We start from the raw sequence: 17,780 nt of genomic DNA, 5'->3' as shown, positions 1-17,780 counted from the left end.
CACCACCTTCGGTTGGGGCGATTATGGCCTCCGAGGTGTAGACAAGGGTTTGTGAGCATCGAGGAACAGGTACCGGCGGCCCTGCTGGACGAGGCCAGCGAGGCGCTGGAGGAACTGGCCGGGGTGCTGGCGGGCGGCCAGACCCTGAACGACGCCCTCCAGCAGCTGGTCGAATCGGCGTCGCGGGTCATCCCGGACGCCGAGAACGTGAGCGTGACCGTCGTCGGGCCGGAGGGCGCGTCCACCGAGGCCTGGACCGACGAGAGGGTCGTCGAGATCGACCGGAAGCAGTACGCGACCGGTGACGGACCGTGCCTCGAAGCCTCCAGGACCCAGCGGCCGGTGCGGGCCACCGTGGAGGGCGGCCGGGAGAAGTGGCCGGAGTTCGCCGCCGCCGCCGAACGCGCGGGCGTGCGGGCCTACCTGTCCGCGCCGATCGTGGTCGAGGACGACGTGATCGGCTCGCTGAACCTCTACAGCTCGGACGACCGGGCGTTCGACCCGTTCGACGAGGCGCTGCTGCGCCTGTTCGTCACCGCCGCCTCCACGTCCATCACCGGATTCCGCCGGTACGAGCGGTCACGCCGGCTGGTCGAGCACTTGCAGCGCGCGCTGGAGTCGCGTGGCGAGATCGACCAGGCCAAGGGCGTGCTGATGGCCGCGCACGGCGTCGACGCCGAGGAGGCGTTCACCCGGCTGGTGGGCGAGTCGCAGCGGCACAACACCAAGCTGCGTGACGTGGCCCGGAACCTGCTCGCGTCCGTGCGCGGACCGTCGGACGAGGCCGATCGGACCGACCGGGATCAGACCGGCGACAGGTAGTGCCAGGCGCCGTCCTCCCGGACGAACCGGCTGTTCTCGTGCAGCACGTCCCGCTGCCCCTGCCAGCGGTAATGGGCGCGGAACTCCACGGTGCCGGTCGTCTGGAACGGCGTCCCGTCGGTCCGGGACAGGATCTCCAGGTGGGTCCAGCGCTGGTCCGGGTCCAGGTCGACGGACGTCGGCCGGGTGGACGGGTGCCAGGTCGCCAGCAGGTAGTCCTCGTGGCCCAGGGCGAAGGCGCTGTAGCGGGAGCGCATCAGGGCTTCGGCGGTCGGGGCCTTGCGGCGGCCCTGGTGGAACGGGCCGCAGCACGCGTCGTAAGGATCGCCCAGACCGCACGGGCAGCGAGTGGTCACGACGTCATTCGACGACGTCATCCCGGACGACGTCATTTCGGCTTGGCGCACGGCGTGCGGCCGGAACGGTCGTAGCGCACCCAGGCCAGCGCGTTCTCCGCCTCGAGGTCACCGGCGGCGGCGTCCGCGGACAGGGACGCGTGCACCTGGTAGCGCACGTCCGCGGGCGCAGCCGGGTTGGTGAGCAGGTTCGCCCGGATCGCCGGTCGCGGGTCGTCGGCGAGCAGCGCCAACGCCTCGGCGGGCGCGGAGGGATTGGTCGACAACGCCTCGCGCACCGCGTCGTCCGGGTCGTTGGCCAGCGCGACACCGCGCGCGACGGACATCGGTTCGGTCACGGAACCCAGGATATAGAGGGAAGCGGCCCCCCTCCCGTTGACTGCCAGTCGGGGAGGGGAGCCGCTTCGAGGGAGGGCCGGCTACGGCGTCAGCCGCACGCAGCACCGTTCAAAGTGGGAGACGTGAACGGTGGGGTGCCGCCGGAGAAGCTCGCGTTGTAACCGATGGTCGCGGTACCACCGGTTGCGAGCCCGCCGTTCCAGGAAGCGTTGCCGACGCGAACGATGTCGCCAGAGTCGGTCCACGTTCCGTTCCAGCCCTGGGAAACGGTCACAGCGGGTGCGGAGAACGTCAGGGTCCAGCCGTTGAGCGCCGCGCCCCGGTTCTCGATGACGATCTCACCGGTGTAACCGCCCGACCACTGGCTCACCACGCGGTGCGTCACCCGACATCCGCCGGGTGGCGGAGTCGTGGTCGTCGTGGTGGAAGTGGTCGTGGAAGTAGTGGTGTTCGTGGTGGTCGAGGTCCACGTGGTCGAGCCCGGCGAGGTGGTGGTCCACTGCGTGGTGGTGCTGGTCGTCGGACCCGCCGCGATCGCCATGTCGTACGCCCGCTGCGGCACGAACTGACCGGCGCCCGCGATGCACCCGTCGGCCTCGCCGGGCAGCTTGATCCACAGGAACGCGCCGATCTGCGAGTCACCCGTGTTGGTCGTGCTGGCCGTGCCGATCGCCCGGCCGGCCGGGTCGCACCACTCGCTGCCGAGCGGTCCGTTGCCGTTGCGGCTGGTGTCGACGACCGCCTTGAACCGCGAGTCGCCCAGGTTGTTCAGCACCGCCTTTGCGAACGCGACCTCGTCGCGGGTGTGCCGGTAGTTCGACACGTTGGTGGAGATGCCGTCCGCGCTGTTGGCGATGTCCGCCGCGCGCAGCCGGTTGGCCGCCTCACCGGGGGTGAGCCACGCCGAGTGGCCGATGTCGAAGTACACCTTCGCCTGCGCCGAGCCGGCCTTGAGCTTCTTGCCCGCGTAGGCCATCGACGCCTTGGTCTCGTTCTGCTGCGACTCGCTCTGGCAGGTGCTCATGATCGGGAGCACGTCCGGCTCCAGCACGATCGACGCGGGACGGCCCCCGAGACCCGCGGCGACCTGGTCGACCCACGCCCGGTACGCGGAGTGCGAAGGGGCACCGCCGCCGCTCGCGCCGCCGCAGTCGCGGTTCGGCACGTTGTAGACGACCAGGATCGGGATCTTCCCGGCCGCCGCCGCGGCGCCGACGAACGCGTCCACCTGGCCCCTGACCTCGGACGTGTTGGTGGTGGTGAACCAGCGCGCCTGCGGCGTGTTGACGATCCGGTCGCGGATCACCGCGGCCCGCGAGTCGTTCGGGTTCTGCGCCACCCACCTCGCCGCCGACGTGTTCGGGTCGACGTAGAACACCGAGTCGGCCGCCTGGGCGGTGGTCGCGCCGCCGCCTAGGACCAGGGCGACCGCACTGGCCACCAACGCGCTGGAGAGCGCGCTCGCCGCGGCCAACCTGGCCTTGTTACGTGGTCGGTGGCCGGCGCTGCCGGTGTGGGTGGCGTTCTGTGCTCGCATCGGGAGGTCCTCGCAGCGTCGGTGCTGAACGGGGGCTGGCTGGCACTGGGAGCGCTCCCAGGTGGCAGGACTGTAGCCAGTCGGAAACGTTGAGGAAAAGAGGGCACATCGCGCCGGGGTGCACCGCGGTGTGTCACGTTCCGTGAAGAAGTGGCGTGATGGACCGTGGTTAAGACCGGCCGGCCGGTGCGGAACCCCATTTCTGTCGACTCTGCGTAGACATTCTTGCGAGTGAATGGGCTGAACGGGTGACTGAGATCCGCGTCACGGGCGAATCGAAGTTGATGTCCGCAATTCGATGAAGTTACGCCGTGAGGACGTAGGCGCACTAGACCGAAAGACTCATCCCTGGTGCGGAAAAACGGACAATCGTAGTCTGGGAACGCTCCCAGACCTCTTCTCACCCCGTTTTCGACCCGTTTCGACCCGGAGGCCACGCAATGACGCGCACTCCCTCCCGACCCGTCGCGGTGGCGGTGACCACGGCCGTCCTGGCGGCCGTCGCACTGTCCGCCACCGTGCTGGTGCCGCACCTGCGACCGGTCGCCACCGCGCAGGTGGCGGCTCAAGCCGACCCGAGGGTGGAGCAGCTGCTCGCCCGCATGTCGCTCGACGACAAGGTCGGCCAGATGACCCAGGTCGACCGCGGCGCGCTCGACTCACCGCAGGACCTCGCCACCTACCGGATCGGCTCGCTGCTGTCCGGCGGCGGCTCGGCCCCGGCCACGAACACCGCCCAGGGCTGGGCCGACATGTACGACAACTTCCAGCGCACGGCCATGTCCACGCCGCTGGGCATCCCGCTGATCTACGGCGTCGACGCGGTGCACGGGCACAACAACGTGCGCGGCGCGACGATGTTCCCGCACAACATCGGCCTGGGCGCGACCCGTGACCCGGAGCTGGTCCGGCGCATCGGCGAGGCCACCGCGAAGGAGGTCGCGGGCACCGGCATCGACTGGAACTTCGCGCCGTGCCTGTGCGTGGCCCGCGACGACCGGTGGGGCCGCACGTACGAGTCGTTCGGCGAGGTCCCGGAGATCCCCACCGCGATGACGACGTACATCGACGGCCTCCAGGGCACGACGCTCGGCGGCACGAACAGCTCCGTGCTGGCCACGGCCAAGCACTACATCGGCGACGGCGGCACGAGCGGCGGCGACGACCAGGGCAACGCCCAGATCAGCGAGCAGGAGCTGCGCTCGGTGCACCTGCCGCCGTTCAAGGCCGCGGTGGACCGGAAGGTCGGCTCGGTGATGATCTCCTACAGCAGCTGGAACGGCGTCAAGGCGCACGGCCACCGCTACCTGATCACCGACGTGCTCAAGACCGAGCTCGGCTTCACCGGGCTCGTCGTCTCGGACTGGGCCGGCATCGACCAGATCGACGGCGCGCTCGGGTTCACCGGAGCCGAGGTCGCCGCGTCGGTCAACGCGGGCATCGACATGGTCATGGTCCCGCACGACTACCGGAAGTTCATCAGCCTGCTCAAGGCGGAAGTGCAGGCCGGGCGCGTGCCGATGACCCGGATCGACGACGCCAACCGGCGCATCCTGACCAAGAAGTTCGAGCTGGGCCTGTTCGAGCGCCCGCTCACCGACCGCTCGCTGACCGGCACGGTCGGCTCGGCCGCGCACCGCGACCTGGCCCGCCAGGCCGTCCGCCAGTCCCAGGTGCTGCTGCGCAACGACCGCGTGCTGCCGCTGGCCAAGACCGGCAAGTACTTCGTCGCGGGCAAGTCGGCCGACAACATCGGCTACCAGAGCGGCGGCTGGACGATCTCCTGGCAGGGCGGCAGCGGCAACGTCACCCCCGGCACCACGATTCTCCAGGGCATCCGCGAGACGGTCGGCTCCGGCGCGGCCATCACCCACGACCGCTACGGCGCCGGCGTGGACGGCTCGTACACCGCGGCCATCGCGGTGGTGGGGGAGACCCCGTACGCCGAGGGCGAGGGCGACCGGCCCTACGGCCTGGGCCTGGACCGGGAGGACCTGGAGACGATCAACCGGCTCCGCTCGGCGGGCATCCCGGTGGTCGTCGTGCTGGTCTCGGGTCGGCCGATGGACATCGCCAACCAGGTCGGCGACTGGAACGCGCTGCTCGCGTCGTGGCTGCCCGGCACGGAGGGGCGCGGCGTGGCCGATGTCCTCTTCGGCGACTACAACCCGACCGGAACCCTGCCCGTGACCTGGATGAACAGCGGTTCGCAGCAGCCGATCAACGCCGGTGACGGCAAGGCCGCCCTGTACCCGCTCGGCCACGGCCTGAGCTACGCCCCGCGCACGACGACGACCACCCCGACCAGCACCACGACCCCGACCAGCACCACAACCACCACGACGGCGACCCCGACCAGCACCACCACGACGACCACCACGCCGACCAGCACCACCACCACGCAACCGTCCGCCGGCTGCGTGGCCACGACCCGCATCGCGAGCTCCTGGCAGGGCGGGTTCCAGGCGGAGGTCACCGTCACCAACCGGGGCGCCGCCGGGATCAACGGCTGGACCGTCACCTGGACCAAGCCGAGCGGCCAGATGATCAACTCGCTGTGGAACGGCAGGTTGACCCAGACCGCGACCTCGGCATCCGTGGACGACGTCGGCTGGAACGGCACGCTCGGAGCCGGCGCTTCGGGGTCCTTCGGGTACGTGGCGAGCGGCGCGGCCTCGACGCCCGAGCTGACCTGCCGATCAAGGTAGCGACGGGTCTTGACTACTTTCTGGGAGCGCTCCCCCACGCTGCGTCATTCGGCGCAGCGTGGGCCAACGTTCGGCCCAGTAGGCGGGTGCCTTGAAGCCGAATTTGTCAAGGCTTTGTGGCTCAACCCTCTTTTCACGGTGTTTCGTTGCCGTTACAGTCCCGACTGGGAGCGCTCCCAGAACCCTCCACCGCCCTGCCCCATCGGAGGCACCACATGCGACGACGCATGTTCAAAGCCTTGGCCGGCACGCTAGCTGTGCTGGTCAGCGCCTTGACGCTGACACCGTTCCAGTCCACGGCGATGGCCGCGCCTGCGTTCAACTACGCCGAGGCGTTGCAGAAGTCGATCTGGTTCTACGACGCCCAGCGGTCCGGGGCCCTGCCCGCGGACAACCGGGTGAGCTGGCGCGGCGACTCCGCCGTCCGCGACGGGAGCGACGTCGGCCTCGACCTGTCGGGCGGTTTCTACGACGCGGGCGACCACGTCAAGTTCGGCCTCCCGTTCGCGGCCACGATGTCGATGCTCGCCTGGGGCGCGGTGGAGAACCGGGACGCGTACGAGACGTCGGGCCAGTTGCGGCACCTGATGGCGAACCTCAAGTGGGGCACGGACTGGATCATCAAGGCGCACCCGTCGCCCAACGTGGTGTACGGGCAGGTCGGCAAGGGCGACGACGACCACAAGTGGTGGGGCGCGGCCGAGGTCATGCAGATGGCGCGGCCGGCGTACAAGGTGGACGCGTCCTGTCCCGGCTCGGACCTCGCGGGCGAGTACGCCGCGGCGATGGCGTCGGCCTCGATGGTGTTCAAGCAGACCGACCCCGCCTACTCGGCGACCCTGCTGACGCACGCCAAGCAGCTCTACAGCTTCGCCGACACCTACCGCGGCAAGTACAGCGCGTGCATCACCGACTCGGCGAACTTCTACAACTCCTGGAGCGGCTACCAGGACGAGCTCGTGTGGGGCGCGATCTGGCTGTACCGCGCGACCGGCGACGCGAGCTACCTGGCCAAGGCCAAGGCGGAGTACCCGAAGCTGTCCACCGAGTCGCAGACCACCACGCGGTCCTACCGGTGGACCATCGCCTGGGACGACAAGTCCTACGGCGCGTACGCCCTGATGGCGAAGCTGACCGGTGAGGCCGAGTACATCGCCGACGCCAACCGCTGGCTGGACTACTGGACCACCGGCTACAACGGCAGCCGGGTGCGGTACTCGCCGGGCGGCCAGGCCCACCTCGACACGTGGGGCTCGCTGCGGTACGCCGCCAACACCGCGTTCGTCGCGCTGGTCTACAGCGACTGGCTGCGCGAGCGGGACGCCGCGAAGGCGACCGTCTACCACGACTTCGGCGTGCGGCAGATCAACTACGCGCTGGGCGACAACCCGCGCAACGCCAGCTACGTCGTCGGCTTCGGCGCCAACCCGCCGAAGAACCCGCACCACCGCACGGCACACGGCGCATGGGCCGACACGATGGAAGAACCGGTCACCAGCAGGCACGTTCTGTACGGCGCGCTGGTCGGCGGCCCCGGCACGAACAACGACTCCTACGTGGACAGCCGCAAGGACTTCGTGGCCAACGAGGTCGCGCTGGACTACAACGCCGCGTTCACCGGCGCGCTCGCCCGGCTGTACAAGGAGTACGGCGGCACCCCGGTGGCGAACTTCCCGGTCGCCGAGACCCCGGATGGCCCCGAGCTGACCGTGCAGGCCTCGGTGAACCAGAGCGCGGCCGGCTTCACGGAGATCAAGTCGTTCGTGCTCAACAAGTCCGCGTGGCCGGCCCGGATGTTCAACGGCTCGCTGCGCTACTACTTCACCCTCGACGGCACGACCACGCCGAACCAGATCACCGTCACCACGAACTACAACCAGTGCGGCACGCCCAGCGCAGCCAAGCAGCACAGCGGTTCCGTGTACTACGTGGACGTCCCGTGCCCCGGCGTCTACCCGGGCGGCCAGTCCGCGCACAAGCACGAGGTGCAGTTCCGCATCACCAGCGCCGGCACGTGGGACCCGTCCAACGACTGGTCGTACACGGGCCTGGGCACCGGCAACACGGTGGCGCAGACCGACCGCGTGGTGCTCGTCCAGGACGGCAAAGTGGTGTGGGGCAAGGAACCCGGCCCCGCGGTCGAGGACCGCGAGGCGCCGACCGTCCCCACCGGACTGCGTGCGACGAGCACCGGAACCAACAGCGCCACCCTCAGCTGGGTGGCCTCCACGGACAACGTCGGGGTGACCGGCTACGAAGTGCTGCGGGCGGGCGGCACGATCGTAGGTGCCACGGGCACCCCGACGTTCCAACTCGCCGCGCTGTCCCCCGGCACGCACACGTTCTCCGTGCGGGCCAAGGACGCGGCGGGCAACCTCTCGGCGGCGAGCGAGCCGATCTCCATCACCGTCACCGAGATCGACGACCGCGAGCCGCCGACCGTCCCGAGTGGACTGTCAGCGTCCGCGGTCACCAGCACCGGCGCGACGCTGACGTGGGCGGCGTCCACGGACAACCAGGCCGTGTCGGGCTACGAGGTCCTGCGCTCCGACGGGACGATCGCGGCCACCACCACCGGCCTGAGCCACAAGTTCACCGACCTCGCGGCGGACACCCCGTACACGTTCACGGTCCGCGCCAAGGACACCTCCGGCAACGTCTCGGCGGCCAGCGCCGCGGTGACGTTCCGGACCACGTCCGGCGGCGTGGCGGGCGCGATCGCCGTGCAGCAGCGCGGCAGCGGCGCGGCGAGCTCCAACCAGATCGGCGCGACGATCGCGGTGGTCAACCGGGGCACGACGGCGGTCGACCGGTCTGCCGTCACCGCGCGGTACTGGTTCACCGGTGACACCGCGAACGCCAACTACCAGGTGTTCTGCGACTGGGCGGTGGTCGGCTGCGCGAACGTGCGCGCCACCGTGGTGAAGCTGCCCAACGGGCGTCCCGGCGCGGACGCGTACCTCCAGGTGTCCTTCGGCGCGGGCACGCTCGCCGCCGGCGCGAGCACCGGCGACATCCAGTTGCGGGTGGCCAAGTCCGACTGGTCCTCCTTCAACCAGGCCGACGACCACAGCTACCGGGTCAGCTCGGCGCTGACCGATTTCGACCGGGTGACCGCGTACACCGGCGGCACCCTCGCCTGGGGCGTAGAGCCCTAGCACCCGATCTCGGCACGGGGCGTTCTGCGCGCCCAGGCGTCCCGTGCCGACTCCACTCGCCGCACCGCCCTTTGAAAGCTCGCGGGTCAATGGCTGATCCGTGCAGGAGGAGGACGCATGAGGTACCGCACCAGAGCGGGACGGTTGCGCACCGGTCCGCTCGCGCTGATAGCCGCGGCGGCAACCGCCGCGGGCGTTATGCCGTTCGTCGCACCGGTGGCGAACGCGGCCGTGGCGTGCCAGGTCACCTACCAGATCACGAGTCAGTGGCAGGGTGGGTTCGGCGCCAACGTCAACATCCGCAACCTGGGTGACCCGGTCAACAACTGGCGCCTGACGTGGACCTTCGCCGACGGCCAGCGCGTGCAGCAGGGCTGGAACGGCACGTTCTCGCAGAGCGGCGCCGCGGTCACCGTGGCCGCGCCCGGTTGGGCGCCGAACCTCGGCACGGGCGCCTCGACCACCCCCGGCTTCAACGGGTCCTGGACGGGCACGAACTCGCTGCCGACGGACTTCGCGCTCAACGGCACGCGCTGCAACGGCGTGGTCGAGAACAAGAACCCGACGGCGTCGCTGACGTCGCCGACCTCGGGTCAGGCGTTCCAGGTCGGCCAGGCCATCCCGATGGCCGCGACCGCCGCGGACAGCGACGGCACCGTCGCCAAGGTCGACTTCCTGGCCGACGGCGTGGTCGTCGCGACCGACACCTCGTCCCCGTACACGGGTTCGTGGACCGGCGCGACCGCCGGTGAGCACACCCTCGTGGCCCGGGCCACGGACGACAAGGGCGGCGTGGGAGCTTCCACGGCGATCGGCGTCCGGGTGCTCGCGGGCCAGGCGGTCCAGGTGAGCCCGCCGTCGCTGACGGTGCGGCAGGGCAGCACGGCCACCTTCGGCGTCTCCCTCGCCACCGCGCCCGCCTCGTCGGTGACGGTGACCGTGGCGCGTTCGGCGGGCAGCACCGACCTGACGGCCGGTCCCGCCTCGCTGACGTTCACCACGGCCAACTGGGCGACCAAGCAGAACGTCACGGTCACCTCGGCGGCCAACGGCGGCGAGCTCGGCACGGCCACGTTCACCGCGAGCGCCACCGGGGCCACCGCGGGCACGGTCGAGGTCAAGGAGCTCGCCCAGGGCGGTTCGCCGTTCCAGCAGGCCTTCCTCGACCAGTACGCGAAGCTCCACGACCCGGCGAGCGGCTACTTCCGCACCTTCCCCGATGGGCTCAAGGTGCCGTACCACTCGATCGAGACGCTGATGGTCGAGGCGCCGGACCACGGTCACCAGACCACGTCCGAGGCCCTGAGCTACTACCTCTGGCTGGAGGCGAGCTACGCCCGGATCACCAGTGACTGGACGTCGTTCAAGAAGGCCTGGGCGGCGATGGAGAAGTACATCATCCCGTCCTCGGCCGACCAGGCGACGAACAACAAGTACGACCCGTCCAAGCCCGCGACCTACGCTCCCGAGCACCCGCGGATGGACATGTACCCGTCGCAGCTGGAAACCGGCGTGCCGGTCGGCCGCGACCCGATCGCGGCGGAGCTGAAGTCGGCCTACGGGACCGACGACATCTACGGCATGCACTGGCTGATCGACGTCGACAACACCTACGGCTTCGGCCGGTGCGGCGACGAGTCCGACGCGGCGCCCGCGTACATCAACACCTACCAGCGCGGTTCGTCGGAGTCGGTGTGGGAGACCATCCCGCAGCCGTCCTGCGACACCTTCGCGCACGGTGGCCCGAACGGCTTCCTCGACCTGTTCACCAAGGACGCCAGCTACGCCAAGCAGTACAAGTACACCAACGCCCCGGACGCCGACGCGCGTGCGGTGCAGGTGGCGCTGCTGGCGCAGGAGTGGGCGACCGAGCAGGGCAAGGCCGCCGAGATCGCCCCGGAGATCGCGAAGGCCGCGAAGATGGGCGACTACCTCCGGTACGCCATGTTCGACAAGTACTTCAAGAAGATCGGCAACTGCACCAGCCCCTCGTCCTGCCCCGGTGGCACCGGCAAGGACAGCGCGCACTACCTGATGTCCTGGTACTACGCGTGGGGTGGCGCGACCGACACGTCCGCCGGTTGGGCGTGGCGCATCGGTTCCGGCGCCTCGCACCAGGGCTACCAGAACCCGCTCGCGGCGCACGCGCTGGCGAACGTGCCGGCCCTGAAGCCGAAGTCGGCGACGGGTCAGCAGGACTGGGCCACGTCGATGACCCGTCAGCTGGAGATGCTCCAGTGGCTCCAGTCGGCTGACGGCGCCATCGCCGGTGGTGTCACGAACACGTGGGAAGGCTCGTACGGCCAGCCGCCGGCAGGCACGCCGACCTTCTACGGCATGTTCTACGACGCCCACCCGGTGTGGCGCGACCCGCCGTCGAACCGCTGGTTCGGCTTCCAGGCGTGGCAGATGGAGCGCACCGCCGCCCTGTACGAGATGACCGGCAACGCGGCGGCCAAGAAGATCCTCGACAAGTGGGTCCCCTGGGCCATCGCCAACACCACCGTCGGCACCGGCGGCCAGTTCCAGATCCCGAGCGACCTGGAGTGGACGGGCGCTCCGGACAACTGGAACGCCACCAACCCCGGCGCCAACGCGAACCTGCGTGCCAAGGTCCTCAACCACAGCCAGGACGTCGGCATCGCCGCGTCCTACGCCAAGACGCTCCTCAACTACGCGGCCAAGTCGGGCAACGCCCAGGCGAAGACCGTCGGCGAGGGCCTCTTGACGGCGATGCTGTCGCACCAGGACAGCAAGGGCATCGCGGTTCCGGAGCAGCGCGCGGACTACAACCGCTTCGACGACGTCTACAACGCGACGACGCGCGAGGGTCCGTACGTCCCGGCCGGCTGGTCGGGCGACATGCCCAACGGCGACATCGTGAAGCCGGGCGCGTCGTTCGTCGACATGCGGTCGATGTTCAAGCAGGACCCGGACTGGCCGAAGGTCCAGGCATACCTGGACGGCGGCCCCGCGCCGACCTTCACCTACCACCGGTTCTGGGCGCAGGCTGAGATCGCTACGGCGTTCCAGCTGCACGTGGAACTGTTCGGGTAGACCCGGAAGGTCGCCGGCACCCCCCTCACGACGTGGTGAGGGGGGTGTTCGGCGTGTCGTGACAACGTCTCAATCGTCGAATTCGTTCGACATCCACATCGTGGGCGAAACAACGTCGAAACTTCGGTGTTGACGCGGGTGAGAGACCTGTGCCACATTTCTGGCACCCCACCTCGCTGACTCCGGTCGGCGTAGTTGTTCGCAGCGATCGAAACGATTCGATTCAGTGAGCTGCACCTTCGAACAATTCGACGACCGCGAAAGGTGTGCCGTGGACCCGCTGCCGTTCCGCGATCCGGGTCTGCCGGTCGAGGACAGGGTGACCGACCTGCTCGGCCGGTTGACCGACGAGGAGAAGGTGGCGCTGCTGCACCAGCACCAGCCGGCGGTGCCCAGACTCGGGCTGGCGGCGTTCCACACCGGCAAGGAGGCGCTGCACGGTGTCGCGGGGTCGGGCGTGGCAACGGTGTTCCCGCAAGCCGTCGGGCTGGCGTCCTCGTGGGACACCGACCTCGTGCGGCGGGTCGGCGAGGCGGTCGGCGTCGAGGCGCGCGGTTTCCACCACCGCCACCCGGTCGAGCACAGCCTCAACGTGTGGGCGCCGGTGGTGAACCCGTTGCGGGACCCGAGGTGGGGTCGCAACGAGGAGGGCTACTCGGAGGACCCGACGCTGACCGCGGTGATGGGCACGGCGTACGCGGGCGGGCTGCGCGGCGACCACCCGCGGTACCTGCGGACCGCGCCGACGTTGAAGCACTTCCTGGGTTACAACAACGAGGACGATCGCTGCGTGACGTCGTCGGACCTGCGGCCCAGGGTGCTGCACGAGTACGAGCTGCCGTGCTTCCGCGCGCCGGTCGAGGCGGGTGCCGCGGTGGCGGTGATGCCGTCGTACAACCTCGTGAACGGTCGGCCGGCGCACCTGAGCCCGTTGATCGAGGACGAGTTGCGGACGTGGGCGCCGGACGGGCTCGCGATCGTCAGCGACGCGTACGCGCCGTCGAACGTGGCCGGGTTGCAGGCGTTCCTGCCGACCCAGGCGGAGGGGCACGCGGCGTTGCTGAACGCGGGCCTCGACAGCTTCACCGACCAGGACGCCGACCCGACGTTGATGATCGAGAGCGTCACCACGGCCATCAAGGACGGCCTGCTGGAGCGCGCGGTGGTGGACCGGGCTGTCGGCCGGGTGCTCGCCCTGCGGTTCCGGCTCGGCGAGTTCGACCCGGTCGACGACAACCCTTACGCCGCGATCACGTCGGACGTGATCGGCACGCATGGTGAGCTGGCGCTGGAGGCCGCACGGCAGGCGGTTGTGCTGCTGCGCAACGATTCCGTGCTGCCGTTCGAGCGCGGCACGAGCCTCGCGGTCATCGGCACGCACGCGGACACGCTGTTCGAGGACTGGTACAGCGGCACCCTCCCGTACCAGGTGACCGTCCGCCGTGGGCTGGAGGAGTTCGCCTCCGTCTCCTACGCCGAAGGGGTCGACCGGATCGCGCTGCGCGCGGCGGACGGCCGTTACCTCGGCGTGCGTGGCGGTGTCGTCGGGCTGGGGGAGCGGGCGCTGTTCGACCGCTTCGACTGGGGCGACGGCGTGTGGACGTTGCGGGACGTGGGCTCCCGCCGTTACCTGGGCACGTCCGCGGACGGCTCACTGGTCGCCACCGCGGCCGCGCCGGGCGGCTGGGACGTGCGCGAGCTGTTCGAGCCGCAGCTGACCGACGGCGGTGTGGTGCTGCACAACACCGTCGCCGGGGTCGACACCGGGCCGTTCACGGTGGAGCTGGTGGTGGACGGCGTCACGGCGGCGGTCGAGGTCGCGGCGGGCGCCGACGCGGTCGTGCTGGTGCTGGGCAACGACCCGCACATCAACGGCCGGGAGACGCAGGACCGCACGACGTTGAGGCTGCCGTGGCTGGACCTGGTGCGCGCGGTGCGTGAGGCGAACCCCACGACGGTGCTGGTGCTCGTGAGCAGCTACCCGTACGCGCTGGACGGCGAGGAGCGGCACCTGCCCGGCATCGTGTGGACCGCGCACGGCGGGCAGGAGCAGGGACGGGCCGTCGCGGAGGCGCTGTTCGGCGCGTACTCGCCGTCCGGCCGGCTCACCCAGACCTGGTACCGCTCCGACGACGACCTGCCGGACATCTTCGACTACGACATCATCCGCTCGGGCAGCACATACCTGTACTTCACCGGCGACCCGCTGTTCCCGTTCGGCCACGGGCTGGGCTACACCGCGTTCGAGTACTCCGGTCTGGAGTGGACGGACGGCGTCGCCAGGATGTCGGTGACCAACACCGGGCCGGTCGCGGGCGCGGAGGTCGTGCAGCTGTACTCGGCGGCGCCGGACTCGCGGGTGCGGCAGCCGGTGTGCAAGCTCCAGTCGTTCCACCGGGTGCGCCTGGCGCCCGGCGAGACGGCGGTGGTCGAGTTGAGGACGGACCTGTTGTGGCACTGGGACGTCACCACCGGACGTCGGGTGGTCGAGACCGGGAGGTACGAGCTGATGGTCGGCGCGTCTTCGCGCGACATCCGCGAACGGCTGGTGGTGGACGTGGAGGGGGAGACGATCGCGCCGCGTACGGGTGCGTTGTGCGCCTTGGACTTCGACGATTGCGACGGGGTGCGGTTGGTGGACGACGAGGTCGTGTTCACCCGTGAGGGCGCGTGGATCGCCTTCCACGACGTGACGCCGGGACCGCGGTCCGCGCCGCCCGGCACCAGGCTTTCGGTCGACGGAACGTCAATCGTGCTCACCGCGGACGTGGCGGGCACGCGGGTCAGGGAGGTGAGCTGACGTGGTCACGATCGCCGACGTCGCCCGGCACGCCGGGGTCGCGCCGAGCACGGTGTCCTATGTGCTCACGGGCCGCCGCTCGATCTCCTCGGCCACCAAGGCCAGGGTCGAGGCGAGCGTGCGGGCGCTGGGCTACCACCCCCATGCGGGCGCGCGGTCGCTGGCGAGCAACCGTGCCAACGTGCTGGCGCTGGTGCTGCCGATGCGTGAGGGCATGCACATGCCGGTGCTGATGCAGTTCGTCGTCGCGGTCGCCAACGCGGCTCGCCGGCACGAACACGACGTGCTGCTGGTGACCGCAGACCAGGGCGCGGCGGGACTGCGCCGGGTGGCGGGCAGCGCCCAGGTCGACGGGCTGCTGGTGATGGACGTGGAGATGCACGACGAGCGCGTGCCGGTGCTGCGCGAGCTGGACCGGCCGTCGGTGCTCATCGGCTTCCCCGCCGACGCGGCCGGGCTGACCTGCGTGGACCTGGACTTCGCCGAGGCGGGCTCGCGGTGCGTGGACCACCTGGCCGATCTCGGGCACAGGTACGTGGCGCTGGTCGGCGCGCCGCGGGCCGTCTACCAGCGCGACACCGGGTTCGCCCACCGCACGATGGCCGGGTTCAGCGCCGCGGCGATGCGCCGGGACGTCTCGTCGACCACCCTGCCCACCGACACCGACCACGAGTCGGTCCGGGTGGCGATCACCGGCTTGCTGGAGCGGCACCCGTCCGTCACCGCCCTGGTGGTGCACAACGAGGCCGCGCTGCCGTCCGTGGTCGAGGTGCTGCGGTCGTCGGGCCGCAAGGTGCCCGACGACATCGCGGTGATCGCGATCTGCCCGGACGACCAGGCCGACCGGCTGATGCCGCCGCTGACCTCGGTCGCCGTGCCCGCCGAGCAGTTGGGCCAGCACGCGGTCGCGCTGCTGATGGCCAAGCTGGACCGGATCCCGACCCCGCCGTTGACGCTGCTGCCTCCCCGCCTCACCGAGCGGACGAGCACGGCGCCGCGCTGATCGCGCCTCTGGCGCTACCCTCCGGTGGATGAGCGACAACCACGTCGTGGTCATCACCACCACCGACAGCGAGGACGCGGCGGGCACGTTGGCGCGGGCCGTCGTGGAGGCGCGCCTGGCGGCGTGCGTGCAGGTCAGCGGCCCGATCCGCAGCGTCTACCGGTGGGACGGCGAGGTGCGGGACGACCGCGAGTGGCAGCTCTGGATCAAGACCGCCTACGACCGGGTGGACGAGCTGACCGAGTTCGTCAAGGCGCGGCACACGTACGACGTGCCCGAGGTGGTGGCGCTGCCGGTGCTCGGCGGCAATACCGACTACCTGGAGTGGATCACGTCGGAGACCCGGCCGGAAGCCTGAGCGTGCCGGAGGCCTGAGCGTGCCGGGAGGGTGGCGGCGCGCTGTGGGCCGCCACCCGTCCGGTCACTTCAGCTCCAGATCGGCCTCCGCCTGCGCGCGCTCCTCCGCGAGCGACGCGCGGAACGCCTTCAGCTCCCGCTTCACCACCGGCGCGAGCAGGTACAGCCCGATGATGTTGAACAGCGCCAGCGCGAACAGCACCGCGTCGGCGAAGTCCAGCACGCTGCCCAGCGTGAGCACCGAGCCGACCACGGTGAACGCGCAGAACAGCACGCGGTAGGCGGTCTCGCTGCCCTTGCTCTTGCCGAACAGGTAGACCCACGCCTTCTCGCCGTAGTAGCTCCACGTGATGATCGTGGACACGGCGAACAGCACCACCGCCACCGTCAGCACGTACGGGAACCACGGCAGCACCGTGCCGAACGACTCCGAGGTGACCGTGACGCCGTCCGGCCGCGGCCCGCCCGCCGCGACCGTCGCCTGGGCGTCCTTCCAGAACTGGGTCTGGGCCACCACGATGGTCAGCGCGGTCATCGTGCAGATGACGACGGTGTCGATGAAGGGTTCGAGCAGCGCCACGTACCCCTCGGTGACCGGACGGCGGGTCTTCACCGCGGAGTGCGCGATGGACGCCGAACCGAGGCCCGCCTCGTTCGAGAACGCGGCCCGCTGGAACCCGACGATCATCGCGCCGATAGCGCCTCCCGCGACGCTGTCGGCGCTGAACGCGCCGCTGATGATCTCGCCGATCGCGGTCGGGATCGTGGTGATGTTCAAGAGGATCACGATGAGGCACGCGGTGACGTAGACGATCGCCATCGAGGGCACCAGCTTGCCGGTGACCCGGCCGATGGACTTGATGCCGCCGATGATGACCGCGCCGACCACCACGGCCAGGATGATGCCGAACACGAGCGCCGCGCCGTCGCCGCCGAGGAAGCCGTCCGCGCCGCCCGTCACCGAGCGGAGCTGCGCGAACGTCTGGTTGGCCTGGAACATGTTGCCGCCGGCGATCCCGAAGAACAGGATCATGATCGCCGCGCCGACGGCGAGCACCCGCCCGACACCGCGCCCGGCCGCGTTGGGGAACCGCTCGGCCAGGCCCTTGCGCAGGTAGTGCATGGGGCCGCCGGACACCGAGCCGTCCTCGTGCACGTCCCGGTACTTCACGCCGAGCGTGCACTCGACGAACTTCGTGCACATGCCGAGCAGGCCGCACAGGATCATCCAGAACGTCGCGCCCGCGCCGCCGATGGTCACCGCGACGCCGACACCGGCGATGTTGCCGAGGCCGACGGTGCCCGACACGGCCGAGCTGAGCGCCTGGAAGTGGCTGATCTCGCCGGGGTCGTCCGGCTTGCTGTGCTTGCCGCGCACGATCCGCAGCGCCATGCCGAAGCCGCGGAGCTGGATGACGCCGAAGTACGCGGTGAAGACGGTGGCGGCCAGCACCAGCCAGCCGACGATCCAGGGGAAGGTCACGCCGAAGACGGTGATCTCGGCGAAGATGAAGCCCGAGACGGCTTCGGAGATCGGCGTGAACGCGTTGTTGATGGCTTGCTCGACCGTGGACAGTGTGCCGCCCTCGGCCGCGAGGACCGATGAAACCGGTGGACTTGTGGTCATGGGTGCGTAGTGGACC

The 17,780-nt window shown here is 70.1% G+C and carries 11 protein-coding genes and 1 pseudogene; 8 read left to right on the top strand and 4 right to left on the bottom strand.

The window, feature by feature from the left end; genetic code table 11:
• Positions 1 to 51 precede the first annotated feature (51 nt).
• The gene (locus tag F4560_RS19060; protein WP_184921829.1) at positions 52 to 822 is read left to right on the top strand and encodes a GAF and ANTAR domain-containing protein; all 771 of its coding nucleotides are present in this window, start codon (positions 52 to 54) and stop codon (positions 820 to 822) included.
• On the opposite strand, the gene F4560_RS19055 is transcribed toward F4560_RS19060, so the two are convergent.
• The 3 genes from F4560_RS19055 to F4560_RS19045 form a co-directional block, all read right to left on the bottom strand.
• Positions 804 to 1,199 (bottom strand): YchJ family protein, encoded by a 396-nt coding sequence (locus F4560_RS19055; protein ID WP_184921827.1) that lies wholly within the window; start codon positions 1,197 to 1,199, stop codon positions 804 to 806. The two genes, F4560_RS19060 and F4560_RS19055, sit on opposite strands and share 19 nt — an antisense overlap.
• A gap of 11 nt (positions 1,200 to 1,210) precedes the next feature.
• Entirely contained in the window at positions 1,211 to 1,516 is a 306-nt protein-coding gene (locus F4560_RS19050; RefSeq protein ID WP_184921825.1) for a hypothetical protein, read from the bottom strand.
• 89 nt (positions 1,517 to 1,605) lie between these two features.
• Complete coding sequence (locus F4560_RS19045) at positions 1,606 to 3,054, bottom strand: glycoside hydrolase family 6 protein (protein ID WP_184921823.1); 1,449 nt, start codon at positions 3,052 to 3,054, stop codon at positions 1,606 to 1,608.
• 440 nt (positions 3,055 to 3,494) lie between these two features.
• On the opposite strand from F4560_RS19045, the pseudogene F4560_RS19040 reads away from it, so the two are divergent.
• The 7 genes and pseudogenes from F4560_RS19040 to cutA all read left to right on the top strand — a co-directional run.
• A pseudogene (locus F4560_RS19040) lies at positions 3,495 to 5,330 on the top strand (glycoside hydrolase family 3 protein); the annotation flags it as partial.
• Between the two features lie 144 nt (positions 5,331 to 5,474).
• Positions 5,475 to 5,762 (top strand): cellulose binding domain-containing protein, encoded by a 288-nt coding sequence (locus F4560_RS44785; RefSeq protein ID WP_312869858.1) that lies wholly within the window; start codon positions 5,475 to 5,477, stop codon positions 5,760 to 5,762.
• 215 nt (positions 5,763 to 5,977) lie between these two features.
• Positions 5,978 to 8,920, top strand: coding sequence for a glycoside hydrolase family 9 protein (locus tag F4560_RS19035; RefSeq protein WP_184921819.1), 2,943 nt, complete (start codon positions 5,978 to 5,980; stop codon positions 8,918 to 8,920).
• 117 nt (positions 8,921 to 9,037) lie between these two features.
• Positions 9,038 to 11,977, top strand: a complete 2,940-nt coding sequence (locus F4560_RS19030; RefSeq protein ID WP_184921817.1) for a glycoside hydrolase family 48 protein — start codon at positions 9,038 to 9,040, stop codon at positions 11,975 to 11,977.
• 271 nt (positions 11,978 to 12,248) lie between these two features.
• Positions 12,249 to 14,777, top strand: coding sequence for a beta-glucosidase family protein (locus tag F4560_RS19025; RefSeq protein WP_221483566.1), 2,529 nt, complete (start codon positions 12,249 to 12,251; stop codon positions 14,775 to 14,777).
• 1 nt (position 14,778) lies between these two features.
• A complete protein-coding gene (locus F4560_RS19020; protein WP_184921815.1) occupies positions 14,779 to 15,780 on the top strand; it encodes a LacI family DNA-binding transcriptional regulator in 1,002 nt (333 codons plus the stop codon).
• Positions 15,781 to 15,808: 28 nt separating this feature from the next.
• Positions 15,809 to 16,138 carry a divalent-cation tolerance protein CutA gene (cutA, locus tag F4560_RS19015; RefSeq protein WP_184921813.1) on the top strand — a complete coding sequence of 110 codons (330 nt, stop codon included), beginning with the start codon at positions 15,809 to 15,811 and terminating at the stop codon, positions 16,136 to 16,138.
• Positions 16,139 to 16,201: 63 nt separating this feature from the next.
• Here the strand turns inward: cutA and F4560_RS19010 are convergent, their stop codons facing one another.
• A complete protein-coding gene (locus F4560_RS19010) occupies positions 16,202 to 17,764 on the bottom strand; it encodes an alanine/glycine:cation symporter family protein (protein ID WP_184921812.1) in 1,563 nt (520 codons plus the stop codon).
• Positions 17,765 to 17,780: the final 16 nt, after the last annotated feature.

This window comes from Saccharothrix ecbatanensis, from assembly GCF_014205015.1.
Taxonomy (GTDB): Bacteria; Actinomycetota; Actinomycetes; order Mycobacteriales; family Pseudonocardiaceae; genus Actinosynnema; species Actinosynnema ecbatanense.
Note: the sequence above shows the minus strand (reverse complement) of the source record. Positions and strands in the feature narration are given on the sequence as shown.

Coding starts and splice junctions, on each gene's coding strand:
- F4560_RS19045 (WP_184921823.1), bottom strand. CDS start 3,054: ATGCGAGCACAGAACGCCACCCACACCGGCAGCGCCGGCCACCGACCA.
- F4560_RS19010 (WP_184921812.1), bottom strand. CDS start 17,764: ATGACCACAAGTCCACCGGTTTCATCGGTCCTCGCGGCCGAGGGCGGC.
- F4560_RS19030 (WP_184921817.1), top strand. CDS start 9,038: ATGAGGTACCGCACCAGAGCGGGACGGTTGCGCACCGGTCCGCTCGCG.
- F4560_RS19035 (WP_184921819.1), top strand. CDS start 5,978: ATGCGACGACGCATGTTCAAAGCCTTGGCCGGCACGCTAGCTGTGCTG.
- cutA (WP_184921813.1), top strand. CDS start 15,809: ATGAGCGACAACCACGTCGTGGTCATCACCACCACCGACAGCGAGGAC.
- F4560_RS19055 (WP_184921827.1), bottom strand. CDS start 1,199: ATGACGTCGTCGAATGACGTCGTGACCACTCGCTGCCCGTGCGGTCTG.